21 protein-coding genes and 1 pseudogene are annotated in these 22,974 nt (G+C 52.1%); 6 read left to right on the forward strand and 16 right to left on the reverse strand.

Annotated features, from left to right (window positions below):
- Positions 1-116 precede the first annotated feature (116 nt).
- The 3 genes from F822_RS00115 to F822_RS00125 all read right to left on the reverse strand — a co-directional run bounded on the left by F822_RS00115 (position 117) and on the right by F822_RS00125 (position 4,133).
- Positions 117-2,963, reverse strand: coding sequence for a cation-translocating P-type ATPase (locus F822_RS00115; protein WP_025039952.1), 2,847 nt, complete (start codon positions 2,961-2,963; stop codon positions 117-119).
- 96 nt (positions 2,964-3,059) lie between these two features.
- Positions 3,060-3,317: a DUF4142 domain-containing protein gene (locus tag F822_RS00120; protein ID WP_082204561.1), complete on the reverse strand. Its 258-nt coding sequence runs from the start codon at positions 3,315-3,317 to the stop codon at positions 3,060-3,062.
- A 270-nt stretch (positions 3,318-3,587) separates the two neighbouring features.
- Positions 3,588-4,133, reverse strand: coding sequence for an SRPBCC family protein (locus tag F822_RS00125; RefSeq protein WP_025039950.1), 546 nt, complete (start codon positions 4,131-4,133; stop codon positions 3,588-3,590).
- A 347-nt stretch (positions 4,134-4,480) separates the two neighbouring features.
- Between F822_RS00125 and F822_RS15945 the strand changes: the two genes are divergently transcribed.
- Entirely contained in the window at positions 4,481-4,576 is a 96-nt protein-coding gene (locus F822_RS15945) for a toxin-antitoxin system HicB family antitoxin (RefSeq protein WP_082204562.1), read from the forward strand.
- Here the strand turns inward: F822_RS15945 and F822_RS00130 are convergent.
- The 7 genes from F822_RS00130 to F822_RS00165 all read right to left on the reverse strand — a co-directional run bounded on the left by F822_RS00130 (position 4,573) and on the right by F822_RS00165 (position 9,992).
- Positions 4,573-5,259 carry an endonuclease/exonuclease/phosphatase family protein gene (locus F822_RS00130; protein ID WP_025039949.1) on the reverse strand — a complete coding sequence of 229 codons (687 nt, stop codon included), beginning with the start codon at positions 5,257-5,259 and terminating at the stop codon, positions 4,573-4,575. The two genes, F822_RS15945 and F822_RS00130, sit on opposite strands and share 4 nt — an antisense overlap.
- 169 nt (positions 5,260-5,428) lie before the next feature.
- The gene (locus tag F822_RS00135) at positions 5,429-5,647 is read right to left on the reverse strand and encodes a phospholipase D-like domain-containing protein (protein ID WP_025039948.1); all 219 of its coding nucleotides are present in this window, start codon (positions 5,645-5,647) and stop codon (positions 5,429-5,431) included.
- Positions 5,647-5,982 carry a hypothetical protein gene (locus tag F822_RS00140; RefSeq protein ID WP_036574710.1) on the reverse strand — a complete coding sequence of 112 codons (336 nt, stop codon included), beginning with the start codon at positions 5,980-5,982 and terminating at the stop codon, positions 5,647-5,649. Before F822_RS00140 ends, F822_RS00135 begins: the two co-directional genes overlap by 1 nt.
- A gap of 361 nt (positions 5,983-6,343) precedes the next feature.
- Positions 6,344-7,108: a DUF1826 domain-containing protein gene (locus F822_RS00145; RefSeq protein WP_025039946.1), complete on the reverse strand. Its 765-nt coding sequence runs from the start codon at positions 7,106-7,108 to the stop codon at positions 6,344-6,346.
- Between the two features lie 27 nt (positions 7,109-7,135).
- Positions 7,136-7,558: an RNA polymerase-binding protein DksA gene (gene dksA, locus F822_RS00150; protein WP_025039945.1), complete on the reverse strand. Its 423-nt coding sequence runs from the start codon at positions 7,556-7,558 to the stop codon at positions 7,136-7,138.
- A gap of 297 nt (positions 7,559-7,855) precedes the next feature.
- Entirely contained in the window at positions 7,856-9,109 is a 1,254-nt protein-coding gene (locus F822_RS00160; RefSeq protein ID WP_025039943.1) for a GTP-binding protein, read from the reverse strand.
- Positions 9,110-9,116: 7 nt separating this feature from the next.
- Positions 9,117-9,992: an all3515 family Zur-repressed PEP-CTERM protein gene (locus F822_RS00165; RefSeq protein WP_025039942.1), complete on the reverse strand. Its 876-nt coding sequence runs from the start codon at positions 9,990-9,992 to the stop codon at positions 9,117-9,119.
- A 227-nt stretch (positions 9,993-10,219) separates the two neighbouring features.
- Between F822_RS00165 and F822_RS00170 the strand changes: the two genes are divergently transcribed.
- Together F822_RS00170 and F822_RS00175 are read left to right on the forward strand one after the other, a co-directional pair.
- Positions 10,220-10,633 (forward strand): Fur family transcriptional regulator, encoded by a 414-nt coding sequence (locus tag F822_RS00170; protein WP_025039941.1) that lies wholly within the window; start codon positions 10,220-10,222, stop codon positions 10,631-10,633.
- Between the two features lie 255 nt (positions 10,634-10,888).
- Positions 10,889-11,995: an ADP-ribosylglycohydrolase family protein gene (locus F822_RS00175; protein ID WP_025039940.1), complete on the forward strand. Its 1,107-nt coding sequence runs from the start codon at positions 10,889-10,891 to the stop codon at positions 11,993-11,995.
- Between the two features lie 132 nt (positions 11,996-12,127).
- Here the strand turns inward: F822_RS00175 and F822_RS00180 are convergent, their stop codons facing one another.
- The 4 genes from F822_RS00180 to F822_RS00195 form a co-directional block, all read right to left on the reverse strand.
- A complete protein-coding gene (locus tag F822_RS00180) occupies positions 12,128-12,520 on the reverse strand; it encodes a chaperone modulator CbpM (protein ID WP_025039939.1) in 393 nt (130 codons plus the stop codon).
- Complete coding sequence (locus F822_RS00185) at positions 12,517-13,497, reverse strand: DnaJ C-terminal domain-containing protein (RefSeq protein ID WP_025039938.1); 981 nt, start codon at positions 13,495-13,497, stop codon at positions 12,517-12,519. Before F822_RS00185 ends, F822_RS00180 begins: the two co-directional genes overlap by 4 nt.
- Positions 13,498-13,917: 420 nt before the next feature.
- A complete protein-coding gene (locus F822_RS15525; protein WP_197272846.1) occupies positions 13,918-14,259 on the reverse strand; it encodes a PRC-barrel domain-containing protein in 342 nt (113 codons plus the stop codon).
- A 458-nt stretch (positions 14,260-14,717) separates the two neighbouring features.
- Positions 14,718-15,242 (reverse strand): PRC-barrel domain-containing protein, encoded by a 525-nt coding sequence (locus tag F822_RS00195; protein WP_025039936.1) that lies wholly within the window; start codon positions 15,240-15,242, stop codon positions 14,718-14,720.
- 754 nt (positions 15,243-15,996) lie between these two features.
- Here F822_RS00195 and F822_RS00200 point away from each other — a divergent pair.
- Together F822_RS00200 and F822_RS00205 are read left to right on the forward strand one after the other, a co-directional pair.
- Complete coding sequence (locus tag F822_RS00200; protein WP_025039935.1) at positions 15,997-16,407, forward strand: hypothetical protein; 411 nt, start codon at positions 15,997-15,999, stop codon at positions 16,405-16,407.
- 132 nt (positions 16,408-16,539) lie between these two features.
- Entirely contained in the window at positions 16,540-16,995 is a 456-nt protein-coding gene (locus F822_RS00205; protein ID WP_025039934.1) for a hypothetical protein, read from the forward strand.
- On the opposite strand, the gene F822_RS15950 is transcribed toward F822_RS00205, so the two are convergent.
- Positions 16,944-17,336 (reverse strand): FAD-dependent oxidoreductase, encoded by a 393-nt coding sequence (locus F822_RS15950; protein ID WP_407938240.1) that lies wholly within the window; start codon positions 17,334-17,336, stop codon positions 16,944-16,946. The two genes, F822_RS00205 and F822_RS15950, sit on opposite strands and share 52 nt — an antisense overlap.
- Before the next feature lie 1,177 nt (positions 17,337-18,513).
- Between F822_RS15950 and F822_RS00220 the strand changes: the two genes are divergently transcribed.
- Positions 18,514-21,603 carry a hypothetical protein gene (locus tag F822_RS00220; protein ID WP_025039931.1) on the forward strand — a complete coding sequence of 1,030 codons (3,090 nt, stop codon included), beginning with the start codon at positions 18,514-18,516 and terminating at the stop codon, positions 21,601-21,603.
- Here the strand turns inward: F822_RS00220 and F822_RS00225 are convergent.
- Positions 21,584-22,724, reverse strand: a pseudogene (locus F822_RS00225) (IS3 family transposase). The gene F822_RS00220 and the pseudogene F822_RS00225 sit on opposite strands and share 20 nt — an antisense overlap.
- Positions 22,725-22,974: the final 250 nt, after the last annotated feature.

Here is a 22,974-nt window from a genome sequence, read left to right on the forward strand (position 1 = left end):
GATGAAATAAAGCGCGCAATCCGATTATTACCCGGCGGTTTCATTGGCCCCGTACTGAGCGGGCGAGACATTGCCGAAAGTCAGACGCCCGAAGCGGCCTGACGGATATCAAGTAGTCAACCGTGACTCCGTTTTGCGATGCGCAGTATCAGCTTGCTGAGTTCACGCAGCCATAGCACTGAACTTGCCACCGCCGTGCAAAGTAGCCAATCTCCGCCGCTCAGGCTTACGGTGGAAAATGCCTGTTGCAGAACGGGTATGTAAATCACTGCCACCTGTAACACGAGCGCCAGCATAACAGCGGCCCACAGCCATTTGTTGGAGAACAGCCCGACGAATGCGCTCTGCTCGTCGGAACGGGCGTTGAAAACGGTGAAAAGCGAAAACATCACCAGGGTCGTAAACGCCATGGTCTGCGCGTAGCGCATGCTGCCTGAACCCTCCACATATCCGCCGGGCAAACTGGCATCGAGCACCAGCAGCGTACCGGTTGCCATCACGATACCGGTGAACAGGATGCCAAACCACATCCGGGATGTAATGACGCCTTCGCCTTTCGGCCGGGGCATTTTGCGCATCACGCCATCATCCGCGGGGTCAACGCCGAGGGCGAGCGCGGGTGCACCATCCGTTACCAGGTTGATCCACAGGAGTTGCGTCGCCAGCAACGGGAGCGCGATAGTTTGCTCCTCAGCCTTCAGCCCGATGACATCCATCAGCAGCACACCGAAGAACATGGTGAACACTTCGCCGATATTCGACGACAGAAGATAGCGCAGGAACTTTCGGATATTGGAGAAAATGGCGCGTCCTTCCTCGACAGCCGCAACGATTGAAGCGAAGTTGTCGTCCGCGAGTACCATGTCGGCGGCAGCCTTGGAAACATCGGTTCCCATGATGCCCATTGCTATGCCGATATCCGCGGTCTTCAAGGCAGGCGCGTCGTTTACGCCATCCCCGGTCATTGCGACAATTGCGCCGCCTCGCTGCAGCGCTTTTACGATGCGCAGCTTGTGCTCGGGGCTGACGCGCGCGTAAACCGATACCTCTTTTATCGTCTGGTCGAGAGCATCGTCCGATAGCCTCTCAATCTGGGTGCCGGTAATGGCCCACGCATTTTCCGCTATGCCAAGGCTGGTTGCGATAACCCCGGCAGTGACCGGATGGTCCCCGGTTATCATTATCGGGCGTATCCCAGCCCCTTTCGCGCGGGCGACGGCTTCTTTCGCCTCTGCACGCGGTGGATCGATCATGCCGATCAGCCCGGCGAACACGAGGTCTTGTTCAATGCGTTCGTCGACATCATCGATTTGGAGCGCGCCAGGCGGCAACAAGCGGAAAGCAACCCCGAGGGTGCGTAAGGCTTCGCCTGCCAGCGTTTCATTCATTTTTCTGATCGCCGCACGGCGATCCGCCACCAAAGCTTTTGTCTCGCTTCCCACAAGCTCGGATGAGCAGCGCCCAAGCAGCAGGTCCGGCGCGCCTTTGGTGAAGACGATCAGCTGCTCCCGTTTTTGGGCGTCGGTATGAATCGTCGTCATCAGCTTGCGCTCGGATGAGAAGGGTATTTCGGCAACGCGCTCGAAACGCGCATTGAGCGCCTCATCTTCCAACCCCGCTTTACGTGCTGCTACTATGAGCGCGCCTTCCGTGGGATCGCCCTGTACGCTCCAGTGCCCATCATGCTCCTGTAAAACGGCGTTATTGGCGCGGTCGGCGATGGTAAGCGCTTGTTCAAGTTCGCTTCGCAGTGCGCCGTCAATCATCCTGTTTCCGTGCGGGCCCAGCGCTTCATCTTCATGCGGACGTACTTCGCCTACCTTTCCTTCCGGTGCGTAGCCCACTCCGCCCAGGGATATGCGCCCGCTTGCGGTGACGACGGTACACACTGTCATTTCGTTTTTGGTCAACGTACCGGTTTTATCGGAGGCGATGACAGTTGCCGAGCCGAGCGTTTCGACAGCGGGGAGGTGGCGCACGATGGCATTCCTGGCGGCCATGCGCTGTACACCGAGGGATAGGACCGCGGTTACCACCGCAGGTAAACCTTCGGGTATTGCTGCGACAGCCAGCGCCACGCCAAGGATAAGCACGTCAAATAGAGCCGCGGCACCGCTGACATCTTCAACAGTGATAATGGCCGCTATCATCACAATGGCGATGACGACAACGATAATCCCCAGTAGCTTGCCCACGCGCGCCAGCTCTTTTTGTAGCGGTGTTATCTCTGCCGATGTATCTTCCAGCATTCCGGCAATGTGCCCCATCTGGGTCTGCATGCCCGTTGCCACGACTACTGCACGCCCGTGCCCGGAAGCGACTGCGGTACCGCTGAAGATCATGTTGCGGCGATCGCCGAGCTCGGCATCTTCCATGATCGTAAGCGTATCTTTTGATGCAGGCAGGCTTTCGCCGGTGAGCGCCGCCTCCGCCGTTTGCAACGCAGCCGACTCGATCAGCCGGGCGTCTGCGGGAATGGTGTCACCCTCCGTGACGAGAATGATGTCGCCGGGTACGAGATCGGCTGCAGGGACGTTTCGCTGGGCACTATCGCGGATAATATGTGCGTGCGCCGCCGACATCTGACGTAGCGCAGCTACTGCTTCCTCCGCTCGTGATTCCTGTATGTAGCCCATGAGCGCGTTTAGCAACACGACCGCGAAAATGGCGGTTGCTTCATAGGGCCATGCCGATTCGCGTTCGTACAGCCACAATCCTGCCGAGATCGCCGTTGCAACCAGCAGCAGAATAACCAGCACATTCTGAAATTGGGCGAGGAATTTCTTCCAGCGGGGAACCGGCTTTTCAGCCTCGAGCTCGTTCTTCCCGTATCTGTCGAGCCGCGCCCGCGCTTCCTCTTCGCTCAAGCCGCGCTGTGCGTCTGTGGCGAACCCGATCAATAAGTTATCGATCTCTTGCTGGTAAGGGATCTTCTGATCTTGCTCAGGATGCGCTATGTTCATCCGCCTGGTTCAAGATGTGCTTGTAGTTGAAGGCCGAGCATGAGAGTTCATGCAGTGGATAAACTTGTGATTACCCAGCTCTGCAGCCTGTCGGACTTAAAGGAAATCGGCAGATGCAACGTTCAGCCCGGCAAGGTGATTTTCACCATCAACCTTCAGCTCCTGGCTGATCGGGCTGTCTCGGGGTGTCCATTCAAGCCTGGTTGCCAGCTCAGCGACCGCCTTATTCACATGCGAGTGCTCACGTGCAACTTGATGAGCGAACGCCTTGACTTTCTCGTTGGACGATTTAAGCCCTGCCAACCTGCCGGCCTCGACAGTCACATCATTGGCGCTAACCACGACGTGAGCGATTTGCGCATCGTTTTATATCTTCGCCTCTCTGTCATCGCCACCAGCCCGTCGTGAGCACCGCTTTCGGCCCCTGTGGGTGAACCCAGGGGCTTATCCGGCATTACTTTCCAGCAGCCTGTCGGACTTGAAGAATCGCAGCGAAAAGTGACTGGGTGAGGGCAGATTTTGAGGATTTTGAAGGCTAATAGTTATTCTATTGGTGGAAAAAGCGGCGAAATATGAACCAGCCAGACGCTTTTGTAGCCGATTTCCTTTAAGTTCGACAGGCTGCTAATGTTGGGCGGCCGAGTCGCGCCACTCTCCCGTTTCTTTCCCGCGATTTTCGAGGAATTCCTTGAAACGCTTGAGATCTCCGCTCGTTCGCATCTTTACCAGTCCCAACGCATCGCCAATCTCTTCAATAATACCCTTGGGGCCGTAATCCATTTGCAGCACGATCCGGGTTATCGAATCGGATATTTTGTAGAATTTGACGACACCCTCGTTTTTAGCGCCGCTCGTGCTACGCCAGGCAATCCGCGTTTCCGGCACCTGCTCCGTGATCTCAGCATCCCATTGCGTTTCTTTACCGCCGATTTTTGCGCGCCAGTGCAAATGCGTGTCATCGATTTGCCGTACTTCGCATACTCCTTTCATGAAGCGGGGAAAATCCCCGAACTGTGTCCATTGGTTGTATACCGTGTTTATCGGCAAATTTACCTCGATCGAATCTTCCATTGTCGACGTGTTTTCAGAATCGAGAGATTTTCTGATTTTTTTTGACAGCATGAGTCCTCCCGCAGTAACCGCAGCGATCGTTACAATTTTTTTTAACATTTTGATTTCCTCCAAGTAGATGCCCACTGCCATTCCGAAAGTTCTTTCATTCGCGAGCTTTACCTGGCTTGGTACTTGAGCTGGCGGAAGACTCGCTCAACTGTGAGAGAAAATTTGTCCGCGTTTTACCCATACGGTTCGAGTGAACACAGCAGCAAATTGCACCTCTTTTAAAATAATGTACTCTCTGCCGCACGTGATCTGTGCGGTTGTACACGTAGTGCAAAAGTACTGCAAATTTGAACCAGGTGACCGCCCCGTTATCGCGGTGCGCAGAATAATCAATTGCAAGGCGACCACGGCACACCCTTGGGAGGACAGCGCAATAAAAGAACGGGGCGGGATTCATGGCCAGAGTTTCTCGATCGGTACAGGAGAAACTGCAAGCAGCAGCGGATTTACAGGGCGCGACATTGAACCGATTTATTGTTCTCGCGCGCTAGATTTCAATGGTACCTTTCAAGGGAAGGTGGTCGGACGCAATCCGTGCAAGGCTGCTGGCGTGGACCTCCAATTTTGCGAGGCGGCGACGCGGATGCACCCAAAGCCGATCGAGGGCCATGAAGGGCTGGCGCGAAGGGTAGGTCGCGACGTGGGGCGTGGATAGGAAGTGGCCATGCAGCCAGCGCAGGGGACGTCCCCAGAGAAACCATTCGTTTAAATCGCCCAGCAGCACATAAATATCCTTGGAGCCGATGTCGAACAGCTTGAGCAGCTGACGAACCTGCTGGCGCCTTTCCCAGGGCTTGAGTCCGAGATGGGTCGCGACCACCTGCACATGCCGTTCTTTACCGTCGAGGGTCACATCAAGCGCCCCGCGCGGTTCCCGGCCGGGAAGAGTCAGGTCGACGCGGTTGACTGTCAAAATGGGAAGCTTTGTCAATATGGCATTTCCATAATGCCGGGATTCGCGCAGCAGGGTAGGGCCGGCAATGGCGGTCAAGCCGGTTTTCGCAGCCAGGTAATCCAGCAGGTCATAACCGTCGACATGATGGTGATCCACTTCCTGCAGCGCCACGACATCCGCGTCCAGCTCAAGAAGCACGTCTGCGATGCGTGCGGGTTCGAAGCGGCCATCTGTGCCGACACACGCATGTATATTGTATGTAACCAGCGTAAGGTGCATAAATCGCGTAAAGACCAAAGATTAAATTTTCTGTCATGAAGAATATAGTATGAGCAGGCTGCCATGCTGGTGTTAGTGTCGCGGTGTTCTTGTGCCGTGCTGGAAATTCATGTCAGGTATTCGTTCAATCGGCGCGTGCTCTCAATCGGGAGTTTGTTGGCGTACTGTATTACGGCCCGGCAAATGGCCCAGCGCGAAGGTTGACATGGACAAGATCGATACGGCTACCGATATCCCAGGCAATGATCGATACCGAACGCTGTGCCTGTTTTACCGTTTCACGAAAAGCCCGAAAAAATTCAGCCCCATCCACAAGAAATGCGGCCCGATCGGCATGTTCGACGCGCCAACAGCTAGCCCCTGGCTTCGAGATGGCGGAGTGGGCCATTACGTGTTGAGATGCCCGATGGGCTTGATTATCACACTCGGCGGACTGACGACCTGCACCTCGATGTGCGCGGTGGCCAGCGCTCTTGCGAGTGCAATAAACTCTTCCAGTCCTTTGACTGTTGCGATGACCGCGAGAAGCTCCGGGCCACCCGAAGCATCGATTTCTTCCAGCTGAGCTGGAGGCTCGTCAGGATGAAGCGCGCAAAATAAAGAGTGGTTATAGTTGGTTGGCAGGATAATTTCTATCTGCCGCGCATCGTCCAGCAACGGTGGTATTGATTCGATCGTTTCATGGCCGCGCCAGGCTAATTTGATCAACGGTTCCTTTTCCATTATCAGCTCCTGATTCGTTCCATGGGAATATTGCTCCATCTTTCATTGGGGGTGAATACCAAAGCTTGGATAGTATGAGTTAGTTGATTGCTCGTCCGTTCGTTGTCGTACATAAAGGTGGGAGCGGAGAGCGACGCCTGCCCGTACGACCCGCGACCGTTGAATGGATGGAAAAGCTTCCGAGACCAGGCGACTGGGGCAGCCGGCTCGGCCGCAGCAACCTCCAAAGCCAACCGTACCGGAAACAGGCATGTTTTTGGACCTTCGGCGCATGGTTTCGCATGCGAAACCATGCATTCCGCTTACCGCTGCGTGGCGTAACGAAACATCGTCAAAGAAGACGGAAGTCAGGCTTTTTTCCTCAAGTCCAGATTGCATCCATTATAAGGAGAATACGCGGCCCGTTCCCGGTAGTGACGGAGGGTGAACGATGGATTGCACCTCTTCGAATATTCTCCTGCCATAACGAGCCCTTCAAGAGTACGACGTCGAATGGTGCGGCTGACTCGGTTGTCGTTCTGGCGTCGAACAGGCCGGAAGCGTCATCGGCAAGACCCAGCGATCCTTGGCCGAGCTTGCTACGATCCACCCACTTGTCGTCAATCCATTCTGTTCCCTGTCCACGATAGGTGCAAATGAGACGGATGCCTGTGCGATCCACGTGAAAACGAGGGCACATGGCTTTGCTGGACACTTCCAGACGGATGGCGATTTCATCGCAGCCAAGAAGCTCCGAGTAAATATCAGCAATGAGCGAAATATCCTGAGCCATTGCTCGCCGGCCCGAAAGGTCTGGCAAGAAATCAAGCTCCAGGCCCTCACCGGCCGGAATAACGATACGGAAACCATTTCTTAAATGGCTATTTACCGGCCTCTGCTGCAAGTAAGCCTCGATACCAGGATCGACCTGCCGCCGCCACCGAACAACCTGGATAAGCGGATGAAAAATCCGTATCAGTTCCACTGGCTCAGCCGTAGTGCATGCATATGGATGAGATATTTGATCTTGCGGCAATTTTTGAGAAGGCTCGGCAAGCCTATCCATCGCTTGGGCAAAGCTGGCCTCGCGACTATTCCGCAGCGGATTCGGACCGATCATCTCAATGGTAGCCAGTTCATCATTCATCGTCGATTGCGCCGCCTTTCCTGGACACTAGATTCGATAATTTCGCTCGTAACGTTCGTGACGCTCTTGTGCTTCAATGCAGAGCGACGCCGTCGGCCTCGCCAAAAGGCGCGCGATGCCGATAGGCTCCCCAGTTTCCACGCACCAGCCATACGTCCCATCCTCGATACTCAGAAGGGCATCCTCGATTTTCTTGAGCAATTTACGCTCGCGGTCCCTCACTCGGAACTCAAGGGAAAATTTCTCCTCCGTACTTGCCCGGTCGTTTGAATCCGACTCCGAAACAATAGCCTGCATCTGCTCGAGCGTGCCTTGGGCATTATCCAGCAACATGCGCCGGTCATCTTCCAGGCGGAAACGAAAGAATTCCAATTGCGCCGCGCACATGTATTCCCCGGACGGGACCTGGTGAATAGCGCGCTCCACGGAAGAGGAGTGCTTAGTTTTCATGACATATCATAATTAAGCCAAGCTGGCATATGCATACGAACTTCCAGAACTTCCATTGGTTCCATCAGCCTCGTGCGGTCCATTATTTAAAAAGCTCGTTAAACGCATGCTGATACCAATCCATGATTCTTTTCAAGTGCGTTTCTCCATAATGATGAATGAAGCGGAGTGTTTCCTCATGCCGTGGCTGACGAAATACGGTTAATCGCTTTTGAATGAATTCCTGAGTCAGTGGAAGCCCACAGTCGTGCTCAATACACTGACGCCACTCATTGAAAGTCTGTGGAATTATCGCGCTCATATGTGTTCCGCTGCCTCTTCCGCGAGCGCTGCCGCCGCAACCCACTCGGGAAACGGGTCTGGCAGCTTCTGCCAGTAGCCCAGGCCCTTGCGGATTTCATAAGACCGAAGCTGGCATTCGGAAAAAGCTTTTTTTATCAAATCCCGATCCATATCGCGACCAATGAAGACGACTTCATTGATTCTGTCTCCGTATGGTTGTCGCCAGTTCTGCTCTATCGATGCACGCTCTTCGCTTCCTTCCGCTGGCCAGCGCTCTTTTGGCACCGCCGCCCACCAACGCCCCACTGGCTCCACATTGGCGATGTTGCCACAGCGCGAATAGGAGATTGCCCATTCGGGACGGCTTGCCAGCCACACATAACCTTTAGCCCTCAGGATCCCCGGTAGGGGGCGCTCGATAAAGGCTGCAAAACGTTGGGGATGCAATGGTGCATGCAAGCGCAAGACGAAACTGGCAATGCCGAATTCCTCTGTTTCCGGCGTATGTTCTCCGGCAAGCTCTTTAAACCAACCCGCCATCTTACTGGCACGATCCAGGTCGAACCGGCCTGTACCGAGGATTTCGTTCAACGGAACATCGCCATGCCTGGCGTACGTTATTTCCGCTTCCGGATTCAAGGCCTTGATCACACCCATGACTTCACTGAGTTGGCCCGGTGTTACCTTATCTATCTTGCTTATCACGATTACGTCCGCGAATTCGATCTGCTCCGTCAATAGGCCAGCCAGAGACCGGTTGTCTTCATCACCCGCCACTTCGCCGCGCTGGGCCAGCAGGTCTTCGCTGGAGAAATCCCGCAAAAGGTTCACGCCATCGACCACAGTGACCATAGTGTCTATCCGGGCGATATCGTTGAGCGAATTGCCATCCTCATCCCGGAAATCAAATGTTGCTGCTACAGGCATCGGTTCGCCGATTCCGGTCGACTCGATCAGGAGATAATCGAAACGACCCTCGGCGCAGAGCTTGCGTACTTCTGTAAGCAAATCCTCGCGCAACGTGCAACAGATACAGCCGTTGCTCATTTCCACCAATTTTTCTTCAGTGCGCGATAAAGCGGCATCTGCGTTTTGGGCGCCTCTTTCGATGAGCGACGCATCGATATTCACTTCGCTCATGTCGTTCACAATTACCGCTACGCGCAATCCCTCGCGATTGGCCAGAACGTGATTAAGCAAGGTCGTCTTGCCTGCGCCGAGAAATCCCGAGAGTACCGTCACCGGCAAACGTTTTTCCATAGTTTTCATTACAACCTCACGTCGTCGTCTGGTTTGGCACGCTAATAAGATTTTCTCGTTCTTGTCGGGCGTGCCTGTGCGCCGTCCAAGTCACAAAGAACAGGCCTGCGAGAAGCATGGCGTAGGTGCTTGGTTCCGGAATCGGCGAAACAGCAAAATCCAGATGGAAAGTACCCGAATCCTTAATGGACGAGCCTGTTTCCGTATTCAGCAGCTCAAAAGTCGCAGAATAGATGCCGCCAGGAGCGGATGCGTCGACCCAGTAGATCGGCTTGAACTCGAAGTTATTACTCATGCCCAGGTTGAATACATCACCGGTGCCATAGATATCCTTTGTCGCTTCGGTCCCTACATGCAACCCCTCCGTGCTCTCAACAAGCCTGAGGCCAAGCTCCACATTGTTCAGCGGTCCCGACCAGCGATTACTGCTGCTCTGAAACAGGATGTCCTCCATGCTTCCCGAAGCGTGGCCCGAGAGAGATTGGATCGACGCAATGCCGAGATGGCTGTATTCCGAACTGCCTACGGCGCTGCGCAATGTTCCATCGTAGAGTCCGCTGCCCATTTCAAGTGGCAAGGGACTTTCGAGGGAGGAAATTTCCGGAACACGATTGTTCGCATTGGTAGGCAGTACATTAGGGGCAGATGCCTGCCCGCTGTAGCTGTAGGCGCCAATACCGTGAAAATGCTCGCCGTGATCGAGCAATAGAGTGAGGCGGTCCGCGTTGGGGTTAGGCAACCCGGCATAAGTGCCTGAAGCAATAGTCGCCAGCCGATCGTAACCGATGTAGAAGCCGATACCTTCATCATGCCGTGATGATGCCGAAACATTGAAGGAAGCCATCATAATCGCCCAGCCAGCCAAGCCGGCATATAGCACGTTGGAACGCATATACTTTCTCCGTGTGCAGTTGTAAGATAAAGTCGTGAGATGAAATCGTAGCCATTGATGCATAAGCCGAGCTTATACGGGAGTGACGCTATTGATAATAGTTTATCAATAGCGTATGGTCAAGAACGATTATTGCTCAAGGGATTTTTCGGTGGCGCTAAGCTCAGGCATTCAACCTCTACCGCCACTCATATTTCTTTTGTTTAACTTTTATCGGGATAAGATGCGTGGAGCGTAATACCCGGCAGCGCAACGCTATTCTCGGCGTGATTACAGAAGCCGGGAGACCACTTTCGACACAGGAAATCCTAGTGGAGGGGCAGGTCGCCGTGCCATCGCTGAGTATCGCGACGGTTTACCGGACGCTGAAGGATCTGATCACTGAAGGCTGGATCGTGCCGGTAAAACTTCCCGGCGAGGCGGATCGCTACGAACTTACAAAGCTAGGGAAGCATTACCACTTCAAGTGCAGCTCATGCAGCAAGGTTTTTGATATCCATGAGAGGATCAAGAATAACAATCTTCCGGCGCCCGCCGATTTCATCGTCGAGAGTTATGATCTTATTCTTTATGGTCGCTGTAGCGAGTGCGTTCCGAAACCTGGAGGTACAGGGCCAGGGACAGCAAAACACCTGATTTAAAGGGTGGCGGAGACCTTTTAATGAGCAGGACATACATCCTTTTCCGACCATCTTGCGCTGGAACGGTTTATTTCCCTCGCAACCTTTGACTACGGGAACGAAAGGTGAGATTTCATATCGCAATTGATAGAGTAGTCTATTCGCGATAGTCTTCCCCACTGGGAGCGGATCGGTGCGGTGTGGCACAACGTACGTTTCCAACCTATTTAACCTATTTGTTCAGAAATCCAGTTTAACCGGAGGAGGATCAGAATCATGGCCAAACCCGCCATTCAAGACCGTGCTGCCGGCGCCATCATGGGCGCCTTTATCGGAGACGCCCTGGGCCTCGGCCCCCACTGGTACTATGACCTGGATGAACTTCACCGCGACTATGGTGACTGGATCACAACTTATACCGATCCCAAACCGGGCCGTTACCATGACGGCCTCAAGGCAGGCCAGTTGTCGCAGGCAGGCATCATTCTCAGGCTCATGCTCCGTTCGCTCGTCGAGCGAGGCGGCTATGACGAAGCGGATTTCTGCAGGCGCATGGATGAAGAGCTGTTTCCGTTGCTTGATGGCACTCCAGCGAACGGACCTGGCGGATATACAAGCCAATCCATCCGCAACGCCTGGCGCAAGCGCGTCCAGCAGAAACTGCCCTGGGGGCAAACGGGTGGCCATGCCGATACTACAGAAGCTATCGAACGCACGCTCGCCTTGGCGGTTCGCTATGCGACTCAGCCGCACGAGTTGGCGACAGTTATTTCCAATAATACCCGCCTTACCCAAATCGACGATATCGTGCTTTCGATGACCGTTGCTTACGGGGCGGTACTGAGCCTCCTGGTGCAAGGGCACGAGCTCGACAAAAACCTGTCTGGCAAGCTGATGCAATTGGTGAAGACGGGCGAACTGCCTTTTCATGCAGTAACGCATTCAGATCTGCAACCGCCGCGCCCCGGCGACCCCGACCCGCCTCTCGCCGGGCGGTTCGCATCACCTGACGCCCTGCTGACACCTTCGTATGTTGCCGCCGCCGCCGCGGACCCGGGAATACAGATAGAGCCACCCTGGAAGGTATCCCTCGTATACGGCATGCCTTGCGCCATCTATCACCAGCTTCCCGCGGCCTACTACCTGGCTGCCCGCTTCCCTCAGGACTTCGAATCGGCTGTGCTGCACGCCGTGAATGGCGGAGGGCAAAACCAGGCGCGTGCCATTTTGACTGGCGCGCTAGCCGGAGCCCAAGCCGGACTGTCAGGTATTCCCCAGCGCTTCGTCGACGGACTGGAAGAAGGCGAAACGCTCAGGCAGCTTGCAGTGGATTTGGCCACTCAGGTAGGCAAACCGCCCGCTGGGGAGAGTAAAATCCAGTAGCCCGAAGAATAATCAGAGTAAGAAATTAACCCGATCTGTTGTTTTATTGGCCAGGCTCCGGCTCCTAGTCAGGTGGTGCGGACGTCATGCCTGGCTTTCTACCGGAGGATGCCGGGCTGGTCATATCTGCCATTACCGGCTATTTACATCATCGCTGCTCATCGCCGCATCTATGGCATTTAGCCGTGTTCGCAGCATTTCAACTTCATCCAGCAACTGCAGAGCCAGCGCTATGCCGGCAAGGTTGACGCCAAGATCGTGCTGCAGCCTCAGCGCCACTCTGGCGCGGCGCATTTGTATGCCCGTAAAGCGCCAGCGCTGAGGCTCATGCTCTTCCGCCGATTCTGGGGTGAGCAAGCCTTCGTCAACCAGTTCGATGATATAGCCGGTTTGTACGGCACAAGCGCGGCTAAGCTCGGACAGCGTCAGGGCGTTCTGCTCATCGATAACGATTGCGTTGAGCTCGGTTTGCGTCCCGGGCGGTCTTCCAGGCCGGATCTCCGGCCCTCTGTTTTCATCCATCATGGCGCCACTCCAAGTTTGGCCCGGGGATTGAAAGACTTGAACTGCTCGGCCATGTCCCGGTAGAGTGACTTGGCCGCTTCATCGGTCGCTGGCGGAGACACGATACGCAGTACGACATAGAAATCTCCCGGCGTCTTGCCGGGGATGCCGCGTCCCTTCAACCGCAACTTGCTCCCTGTGGTGGAATCCGCAGGAATCTTGAGCTCAATTGTTCCGCCGGGTGTAGGCACTTTCACGGTGGCGCCCAAGGCAGTTTCCCATGGCGCCACCGGCAGATCGAGATAGACGTCGTTGTTCTCCACCCGATAGTAGGGGTGCGGGCGAAATTCAATTTCAAGATACAGATCCCCGCGTTTGCCCTGTCCCTGGCCCGGCGCGCCCTGTCCTGCAAGGCGAATATACTGCTTGGGTCGAATACCGCTCGGAATGACGACGTTGAGCTTGTGTTCGCGCGTCGATACATATCCCTGGCCATCGACTTCGGGCACTTGCAACGAGATGGTGTGGGTGGCGCCCGTGTAGGAATCTTCCAGGTCGATCATTACTTTCGCATAGTGATCCTCACCCGGAGCGTGATAGGAGGGGCTTCGGCCAGCGCCCGGCGTGCTGCCAGACCGGTTGCCCTGTGAGTGAAAGCCCCGGCCGAACAATGATTCAAAAAAGTCGCTGAACTGCGAAGCGTCCCCCCCGGTAAATCCCTGCTGCGAAAATTCGAAACCAGCATTCCAGCCCGGCGGCGGGCGGAACTCCTGATTTGCTTTCCAGTTTGTGCCGAGCTGGTCGTATGCAACCCGCTTTTCAGGGTCCTTGAGAACTTCATAGGCTTCGCCCAGCTCTTTGAAGCGGGCTTCAGCCTGGGGTTCCTTGCTTACATCCGGATGATACTTGCGCGCCAGCTTCCTGTACGCACGCTTGAGGTCGTCCTGCGAAGCATCGCGTGCGACACCCATTATTTTATAATAATCCTTGTATTCCATCGATAAGCGAGCTTCTATAAATTGCATCATGCGGGAATATCGCCCGCGAAATCCTGTTTGCGCTTCACCGCGACCGCTTTACGGACTGACTTTATACTGGATCGTATTCTAAATTAAATGTTGCGGCACACATTCTTCCTGAAGTGGCAAATGCACTGGCCAAAACTTGGGGCTCCTGAAACGCGAGCTTTCAATATGAAGAAGGAAAAACGATCTTACGGCCTAGCAGTCTGTCGGACTTAAAGGAAATCGGCTGAAAAAGCGTCTAGCCGGTTCATATTTCGCTGCTTTTTCGACCAATAGAGTAATTATTGGCCTTCAAAATCCTCAAAATCTGCCCTCACCCAGTCACGTTTTCGCTGCGATTCTTCAAATCCGACAGGCTGCTGGAGCCGCCGCGACAAACTCCCGAACGTCATATTATTTTCCCAGGATGAGTTTATACTCGAATCTGGGCAGCTTTCCCAGATCCGCTTTGGTCTTCCCGGGAAGAATGACCTTAGGGACGATTTGTGAGAAGTCATTCGTGGGAATCGCGACCATATAAGTGCCACGGCCCGGAAATCGACCCAGGTTAACAACGGCAAAGGTCAAAGACCCGTCTTTGGTAACGATAAAGTCATCAATTTTTCCAATTTTCTGGTTAGTGTCGTTATAGACAGTTGCTTTTTTCAGCTTCGAAACGCGCCAACCGCTGGCAATAAGACGGGATTGGGCCGTGTCCGGCGCGGCGCCGTTGCTATCGGCGGCGGGCGTATCCATGCCGGGAGCTGTCGTAATAGCGCCAGGAGCAGCATTGGGCCCGGGAGCAGGACTCCTCATCGGCCTGCGGTCTGGTTTCATTCCGGGAGCGTTCGTCATGCCAGGAGCGGCAGTGGTTCCAGGAGTGTTATTCATATCCTTGCGAGTTGTATCCGTTCCGGGAGCGCTCGTCATATCCTTCTGGGCTGCTACTGCGCCGATCAAGGAAAAGCTACAGATTACCGCAATAATTATTTTTCGAATACGCTTCAGGTTCATGTCGGTCTCCTATTGATGTCCACTATCTAATTGCGCGGCCTCGCGGTGCGCTCACTTCCTGTATGCGCGCTTGATGTCGCTCTGCGAAGCATCGCCATGAGCTGGCCAAAACTTCCCACTCCTGGAACGCGAACTTCCGATAGGAAGAAGGAAAAACGATTTTATGGCAGGAACCGTCGTGACAGATCCCAGATGTCATATTATTTACCGAGGATGAGCTTATATTCGAATCTGGGCAGCTTTTCCAGATCGGCTTTGGTCTTCCCAGGAAGAATTGCCTTGGGGACGATTTGAGAGAATTTATGTATGGGAATAGCAACCAGATAATTTCCATACCCCAGGAATCGGCCCAGGTTAACAACGGCAAAAGTTAAGGATCCATCTTTGGTAACGATAAAATCATCAATTTTGCCAACTTTCTCATTGGCGTCGTTATATACCGTTGCTTTATTAAGTTTCGATACGCGCCAGCCAGTGGCAATGAGACCAGACTCAGCCGCAGTGGGTGCGAGAGCACTGTTGTAACCCTCGGCGGGCGTATTCGTTCCGGGAGCAGTGGTAATGGCGCCGGGGGCAGCAGTGGTTCCTGGAGCGCTCATCATATCCTCGCCGGTTGTATTCGTTCCGGGAGCGCTCGTCATATCCTTCTGGGCTGCTGCTACGCCGATCAAGGAAAAGCTACAGATTGCCGCAATAATTATTTTTTGGATACGCTTCAGGTTCATGTTGATCTCCTATTGATTGATGCCTCTATCCAATCGCGCAGCCTCGCGGTGCGCCCACTTACCAAAGATGGTCTGGCTCGACATCAAGCGTCGCCATGCCGGACCTCTCTGAAATCTTTATGCCCTTATCCGGCTCATCAGTAGGGATGGGAACCTCTCGCAAGTGGCAATGCCTCCGCCTCGCCGTTTTGCCGGCTCCGCGTGTTACGCGCCGGCCAGCACGGCGGCGTGCAACTCGGCGCCAAGCGATAATGGGTTTGCATTCGGCAGAAAAATCTGTAAGCCCAGGAGGAGCATCAGCCATCCTTTTTTTGCGTTGTTTCAGTTAAACAGCAATGCCGTACGATAATCGTGCATGCGGGGAACATGACCACTATCGGAAGGCATATTTTTTATCAAAGCGCAGTCAAAAATCCCAACCGCAAAGGCGCGTCGCGTCGTAATAGTCAGGGTGTAGTCAATGAGAAGGGACACGAAACGGTCAATTCATGCGCGGACCTTGATTTATCCTGTAATTTCGTGAATAAATATAAGCAAGTTTCCCCCTATGAACAGTACGCCAGCGCACATACGTGTCCAACGTATTTGACGTATCTGCCATCGCTGATCGCTGACTACCTGGCAACGCGGGTTATGTGTGGTGGAATACAAGGAGTAGTAAATGCAGCGAGTAAATGCAAATGCTGTATCGTATTCGCGATAAAGTATAGGTTAGGGCCACTACCGGGCTGAACAATGCTGAGGAGGGGAAGTGATGACTGACGCAACCAGGCACCCAGGCAAGGAAGCGCCATTGGGGGAAACGAATTGCAAAGAAACCGGCTTGGTGACAGAGGACGTAAAACTTACAAAACCCGATTCCGCGCAGAAGCGGCATGAGAAGCCAGAGGGCCAGTCTCTGCTCCCGCATGAACGGGATGAAACGACCGGCGCAGCGTCGACCGGTAATCCTAATGAAACCGCGCTCGGACGTGCCGTGATGGGGCAGGCGGCGGACGATATCGAGCATGGCCTGGAGGATACCGATTGCAGGGGAATACCTTCCAATATTTTCGGCTCGGGCCACTGCTCGCTTCCTTCAGTCGCCGAAAGCAAGGACCCCGGGAAAAATGGCGGGGATAATCTTTCCGGCGACAAAGACAAAAAGCCCGGTAAACCCCCTTAAGCGGGCGATCGCAAAGCTTGAAAGGTTACCGGCCGCATGCGGCGCAGCCAAATACGCAGGCATACGGAGGTAGTGGGCGGGTAGGGCGCGCGCTGCTTGCCAGGGATTTTTTTCATTAATGAGGAGCGGTTCATGAAGAGAACTGAATTCACGAAAGCAGGTTTAGTCTTGATATTTCTCGCCGTCTTTTCAACATCCGGATTTGCCGGGAACGATAACACGAGCCCGGGCACATCCTTGCCGGCCACGCAGACGCAAGGTGAGGTAGCATTTCTGTCAGGCGGTATCGGCGGAGACGAATCGGAGGCTATAAAGAAGGAAGCAATTTCATGGCCGCTCATGCTTGAACTGGCACAGGCAGCCACACCTCGCGCCGAATATATCGGTGACGTTCCGGTGACCATCAGCGATGAGTCGGGCAAGATCGTGCTGGACACGATTGCGGAGGGCCCTTTCCTGCTGGTAAAACTTCCGCCGGGAAAATATTCTCTGGATGCCACCTACCAGTCGATAAAGCTTTATCGGCAGCTGAACATTCAGAAGGGGCAGCATGAGAAGCTTACACTGATCTGGCCGGCCGTTCGGTAATAGCTCGGGCTTGTCCATTTTTGAGTTTTGTGAGGTCTGTCCGCGCCGCGCTTTCCTCCGCGACAGTCTTCATCGGGTGCGAGACCAGTCCAACCTGTTATGACTGTCCGTGGCCGCAAGCGCGGCATGCCCGTGGTCAACCTGATCTGGTTCAATTCGTCAATCACATCTCCCACGGCGTATAAAGCAGGAACCGTCGTGCGCTGATGACGATCGACAATGAGTTTCCCTTCTTTATTGCATCTGGCGCCTAATTGGATGGCCAACAACGATCTCGGACTTTCACGCAGCATGGGATAGATGACGTCGAAGTAAAGTTCTTTTCCATCCGGGAGAGTAATCGTGGGCTTGGCTGTCCGATGACGCGAATATTGCGGGGGTTATCCTCGATTACATCAATGTTTGCCCGACGAAGTTTTCTTCTCTCGGCCTCTTCCAACATCGCTTCGGAGAGGATCAGGGTCAGGTTGGGAGTATAGCTGCGCAAGAACAATGCGTGCTTCATCCCTCTTTGCACCGAAGAGGATAGTACTGCAATCCTTTGATTCTTTGCTTTATAGGCATCGCAAATAGAGCATAGGCGAATAAGGCCGCGCTTAACGCGGTTAGCCAGTCAGGGATATTACGGAGTCTATCCGCTGTGCCGGTCGCCAATAATACGGTCGCTGCACGCACAGCTGGAGAAGCTCCGTTGCTCTCGACGCTGCCGGCAGTAGTCGCTTCGAATGCGTTTCCAGCTCGCTTCAGGGCTGTAACCTCGCCCGCCACGACACGCACATTGAAATGCTCTGCCTGTTTGCGCAACAGATGTAGCAGTTGCTTGCCGCCCCTTCAGGAAAACCTGGGCAATTATGACTGGCAGGAATGAGCGAGGCGCGGCTGAATCCGCTAACCATTACGGTCACCGTGCGGCGAAACCGCGCAAGATAGACGACAGCCGGCAGTCCCGCAGGCCCCGCCCCGATTATCAGGCAATCAACCCTATCGCCGGGCCCAGGTTCATCATGTTTCATTTTTTGAATCGCAAAGAATGCGACGCCTCTGAAAGGACGTGCACAAAGTTCAGGTTTTGTCGGCGACTGTACTCCTATTGTCTTTTCGCTTCCGTACGAAGCAACACATTGGGTGCAGCAACTGGCGGACAGTGGAAGCCCATGGATGAACTGGATCAAATCGCAGGTAATCAAGCAATTCAAAGGTAAGGTGATGGAGCAGGGGAGGAAACTTACTATGCCGATTCGCGCTGCTCGCCGAGCGCCAAATCGGGACTAGCAAAAATAGACTATATTGATATTGTTACGCTTGGTGGCGTGAAAGAGATCTCGTGAAGTCCTCCGTCATCCCTACAAAGCCATGGATTAAAGACCGCCTGTCTCGCGCGTTCGATTCGTGCAGGCTTACAAGCTGAAATACCGAAGGCGGCTGAAGGGGCCTTTACAGAAATAGAAAATTATCAAAAAGCCGGCGCCTGATCATCCGGCCGTTCCCAACTTGACGGTCACCAAGGAATGTAGTGGGATGATGCCTCCCATAAAAGAGCCAGACCTAGCCCTCGCCGGGGTGGCTTTACTCGTTATGTTTGGACTCTTGATGTGGTATGACAGCCCAATCAAGAGCTCCCATCCCCTTGATCCGTACGTCCAACCTCCAGACCCACCTGTTACTGAATATGCTTATGAAAGCTGGTTGTGGCAGGACCCTTTCGAGTTTAAAAAACCTCATCCGAAACTGAAAAAAAATTTTGAAGATCAATGTAAAGATCAGTTAAAAAAACATAAAAACGACGTAAAAATATTGGCACCGTTATTAAAAGTACGGCCCGATACACTAGAAAATAAGGAATTGCGAACCAGGCATCGCTACGCAGTAATTGCTGGACTAATAGAATCAGGCTATCGCCCCTCAGAGCCCGATCATTTGCGCTTTTGCTCAATTCAAAAGAAAAGTAGCAACAAAGAATATGACGTGCGGTGGGAGCTTTACCATCATGAATCAGACAAAGATAAACACATTGTTGTTGTCTGGATGAACAGTGAAATATTCACTCGTGATGATAAGTTAACTCTTGTGCTAGAGGATCTGTTTTTATCAAAAAGGATAAATGAAAATAAATTCTATATTTTTGATCAGAACAATATTTTTGATCAGAACCACTTCAAGACGAGATCAAAAAAATTAGGGATATTAATTAAGGATATTAATAATAGAATTAAAGATGAAAATGCAAATATCAAGCTCATCAAGCTTGTTGACACCGCCGACGATGAAGCACTTACTGAAAAACTAACCAACGAGCTAGTAAAACTACGCAATATTAAAGAATCATCTGAAGTCAGGATCATTACAGAACAAGATTCAGAACATGTTCGCAAGCTTGCGAGTACCTTCTGTGAATCGCTTCCTGACTCTCTTGGCAAAGGCAAGCAGCCTGTCACGGATGCAAAACCTGACACCTGTGAAATACGTGGAATAAAAAACGTTTTCTATCTAAAAAACGTGGACGCTAACCAGCTAATCGATAAGCAAAATAAAAATGAAGATTATCAAGCGGCCAGCAAACGGGCTGATCACCGTTCTGTTATTGATCTACATAATCCATCGCCGCTACCCATTGGTGCAGGTCAAGTGGATTACCTGCATCGATTGGCAAAGCAAATTAAAGACTCTCATAATGATATAGATACAGAAAAACGCGATAGCGGCATAAAAGCGGTCGGCATTTTTGGCAGTGATTTTAACGACAAACTACGAATCCTTGAAACCTTGCGCGTAGAAATGCCTGAGATTCTGGTTTTTACAACCGATCTGGATGCGCAAATGTTTTCTCCGCAACATTGGCGCGCAACCAGAAACCTAGTTGTGGCCTCACACTTCAATCTTCGGCTTGATAATGAATATCAGGAACATTTTCCGGACTTTCGGGATAGCCAACAGACCGCCATTTTTTATCACACTATCAAGATTTTCAAACGCGACGTCAAACCACCTGCATCCCAAATTTTTGAAATCGGCCGACACGGTCCTGTCCACCTGGTACAGGAAAAAAATGAAGAAAGTTCTATTCATACTCAGGATCAAGCCACCCAGCAGCTAAAGCTGCTGGGTTGGATTACATTGGTTCTTATCCTTTTTCTTTCGCAAGTACTTCCCAATTCCTGTTATTTAGTTAGCTGGCTGTCGTTTGGTTCGATCATAATATTTTTCATTGCCTGGTTTGCTGCTATAAACGGCCTCGGAGAGCCACTCAGCTTTAAAGATGGCGTCAGCCTTTGGCCAACCATATTCATACAAATTATTGCAACCTTGCTGGCATGCGCATTTATCTTCTATGCAAAACTCATTCTTGAAGACAATTTTAAGATCATAGATAGACAATACTTTAATGGACAATACTTTAAAGATTCAAATGACGATGGCGGGTTAGTTCGTTGGTGGGTTTGCATCAATTCTATAATAACATTCTTCGCCAGGTGCCCAGTCCTATGCCGCAGTGGGTTAGCTATTGGGGTTTGCATCATTTTTATGGTATCTAGTTTCGTCTATGCAATTAATGATGTATCTCCATCACATGTTCAGTTCTACGCTTGCTTAACGTTCCTTGGGCTATTCGCATTCTTCTATATACTGATATTTAATCTTTATGAAGAAAATTTTCGATTTATCAAACAGTGGGCAGAAAAAGATACCCATAATGTCTTTAGATTATATGACCTGTGGCAGCAATATTGTGAGTACGGTCAATTTCAACATCGCGCAAGTCGTGTTGTCGCAATATGGTTATTCTTTGCAATCATTGAAACCATCCTTATTTACTTACTGCCACCCTGGCCATCGCCATGCCGGGGCGATACTTGTGATTGGGTTTCCTGGATAGGGGTAATCAGTTTTGTTGTGGTCATGATTTTGCTCTTTTTTATACTGGATGCTGTAAGGCTGAGCTATTTCTGGATTAAAAAGCTGCGTACACACCATCCCCTACTCACTGATGAAACTACTCTAACAGTTGCGGATTTTCAGTACTTTAATGGCATAAAAAATAATACAAGTACTACACGTACTATAGATACTACAAGTAGTATAAGTATTACCAGTCCTCCCAGTACTACAAGTACTACAAGTACTACAAGTACTACAAGTACTACAAGTACTATAAGTACTACAAGTACTACAAGTTATCTTAACTCACTGGAAGAAATTGTTGACTTGGTCGCAGAAAGAACGCTGGTAGTCGACAAGCTTATTTACTATCCAATGCTTTGCATTATGTTGTTGTTGTTTGCCAAAATCACATATTTTGATAATCAGGAGTTCCCTCTTAGCAAAGGCATCACTTTTGCTGCAAGCATATCATTACTCTTCTTTGCGGGTTTTATGCTTCGAAAGGAGGCGGGCGATCTCAGGCTTTCCGTCATTAAGAGCGCCGAGAAACTGCTTAAAAAGAATTTATTTTGCAAAACGGAAGTAGATGCAGTTATTAATAGAATAAATAACAACAACAAAGGTGCTTTTGAACCCATGTTCGAGCAACCCGTCATGCGCGCATTATTAATAATATTGGCATCTATCGGTATTTTCGCTGCCAAATATCTCAAGATATTTGAATCGTAAGCTCCCCGTCAAGTAGACAATTCAAAAGTAGAATTTTTCCCGCGAGCAGCTGCTCGCGGAACACAGCTGGGGGCAGGTTTCCCAGTGCGTCATGGGGACGTTCCTCGTTATAGCTTTGAAGCCATTGATGCGTGATTTCCCGTACTTCCTCAAGCGATGCAAACAACCAGCTATTGAGTACCTCGGTCCGGTATGATCGGTTGAAGCGCTCAATGAATGCGTTTTGATTCGGCTTGCCCGGCTGGATAAAGCGCAGTTCGATACCCTTGCTTTTGCACCAGTCGGCCAGATGCTGTGAAGTGAGTTCCGGGCCATTGTCGAGTCGTATTGCTTTAGGCAATCCACGCCAGGCTTCCAACTGTTGCAAAGCCCGCACAACCCGTTGCGCGGGCAGGCTCGTATCTATTTCGATAGCTAACGCCTCCCGCACGCCTTCATCCAGAATATTCAAGGTGCGAAATCGCCGTCCTTGATAGAGGCTGTTGCTCATGAAGTCCAAGGACCAGATCTCATTGGGCCACAGCGGCGCGTCCAAAGGCTGTGCCGGCCTGATCAAACGCCTCTTGGCGCGACGCGGAAGATTCAGTTTCATCTCGCAATAAATCCGCCAGACTCGCTTGTGATTCCACGGATGACCTTCTAACCGCAGCCGGTTGTGACACTTCCAGAATCCCCAACGGCTATGTTTGGCTACGACCGCATTGAGCGCGTCAATCACCGGCATATCACGCACCGCAAGCTTGTTCTCTTCCTGGTAATACGCCGCCCGTGACAGGTTCACCAGTTGGCAGGATCGGTGATGGACAATCTCTGATCCTTCGCCAAACGCAAAACCATATCCCGGCGTTCAGGCGGCGCTACAGCTTTTTTAATACCACCTTGATCGCTTCATTCTCCAGCGCAAGGTTGGCATACATACGTTTGAGCTGGCTGTTCTCCGCTTCCAGCTCTTTTACCCGCACCAACTCGGAAACATCGAGGCCACCATACCTGGCTTTCCACTTATAGTAAGTCGCTGAACTGATCCCATGCTTGCGCCAGATCTCGTTGACCGCTACGCCGCTATCGGCTTCCTTCAATATCCCAACAATCTGGCTTTCCGTAAATTGCGATTTCTTCATTTGAACCTCCAGCTAAAATCCTGCCAGAAAGTTCTACTTTTTGCTTGTCCCTTAAATGGGGAAGCTTACGGAATAATCAATACCTATAGCCAAATGTTGTGTATGGCGGCATGATCAAGCGGCAACTTTTGGTCATTTTTTATATGGGGCCCAGGAAACGCGGTTTTGGTGCCACCAGAGATGCTGACCGAGCTCATCGGAAAAGAATCCGGCAATTTGGCAATTTGTATGTTGATGGGCTGACAAGCGA

The organism is Nitrosospira briensis C-128, from assembly GCF_000619905.2.
Classification (GTDB): domain Bacteria; phylum Pseudomonadota; class Gammaproteobacteria; order Burkholderiales; family Nitrosomonadaceae; genus Nitrosospira; species Nitrosospira briensis.

Bases quoted from the DNA above. Each gene is read 5' to 3' on its own strand.
- F822_RS00115 (WP_025039952.1), bottom strand. From the start codon at position 2,963: ATGAACATAGCGCATCCTGAGCAAGATCAGAAGATCCCTTACCAGCAA.
- F822_RS00125 (WP_025039950.1), bottom strand. From the start codon at position 4,133: ATGTTAAAAAAAATTGTAACGATCGCTGCGGTTACTGCGGGAGGACTC.
- F822_RS15945 (WP_082204562.1), top strand. From the start codon at position 4,481: ATGGCCAGAGTTTCTCGATCGGTACAGGAGAAACTGCAAGCAGCAGCG.
- F822_RS00130 (WP_025039949.1), bottom strand. From the start codon at position 5,259: ATGCACCTTACGCTGGTTACATACAATATACATGCGTGTGTCGGCACA.
- F822_RS00135 (WP_025039948.1), bottom strand. From the start codon at position 5,647: ATGGCCCACTCCGCCATCTCGAAGCCAGGGGCTAGCTGTTGGCGCGTC.
- F822_RS00140 (WP_036574710.1), bottom strand. From the start codon at position 5,982: ATGGAAAAGGAACCGTTGATCAAATTAGCCTGGCGCGGCCATGAAACG.
- F822_RS00145 (WP_025039946.1), bottom strand. From the start codon at position 7,108: ATGAATGATGAACTGGCTACCATTGAGATGATCGGTCCGAATCCGCTG.
- dksA (WP_025039945.1), bottom strand. From the start codon at position 7,558: ATGAAAACTAAGCACTCCTCTTCCGTGGAGCGCGCTATTCACCAGGTC.
- F822_RS00160 (WP_025039943.1), bottom strand. From the start codon at position 9,109: ATGAAAACTATGGAAAAACGTTTGCCGGTGACGGTACTCTCGGGATTT.
- F822_RS00165 (WP_025039942.1), bottom strand. From the start codon at position 9,992: ATGCGTTCCAACGTGCTATATGCCGGCTTGGCTGGCTGGGCGATTATG.
- F822_RS00175 (WP_025039940.1), top strand. From the start codon at position 10,889: ATGGCCAAACCCGCCATTCAAGACCGTGCTGCCGGCGCCATCATGGGC.
- F822_RS00180 (WP_025039939.1), bottom strand. From the start codon at position 12,520: ATGATGGATGAAAACAGAGGGCCGGAGATCCGGCCTGGAAGACCGCCC.
- F822_RS00185 (WP_025039938.1), bottom strand. From the start codon at position 13,497: ATGGAATACAAGGATTATTATAAAATAATGGGTGTCGCACGCGATGCT.
- F822_RS15525 (WP_197272846.1), bottom strand. From the start codon at position 14,259: ATGGATACGCCCGCCGCCGATAGCAACGGCGCCGCGCCGGACACGGCC.
- F822_RS00195 (WP_025039936.1), bottom strand. From the start codon at position 15,242: ATGAACCTGAAGCGTATCCAAAAAATAATTATTGCGGCAATCTGTAGC.
- F822_RS00200 (WP_025039935.1), top strand. From the start codon at position 15,997: ATGACTGACGCAACCAGGCACCCAGGCAAGGAAGCGCCATTGGGGGAA.
- F822_RS00205 (WP_025039934.1), top strand. From the start codon at position 16,540: ATGAAGAGAACTGAATTCACGAAAGCAGGTTTAGTCTTGATATTTCTC.
- F822_RS00220 (WP_025039931.1), top strand. From the start codon at position 18,514: ATGATGCCTCCCATAAAAGAGCCAGACCTAGCCCTCGCCGGGGTGGCT.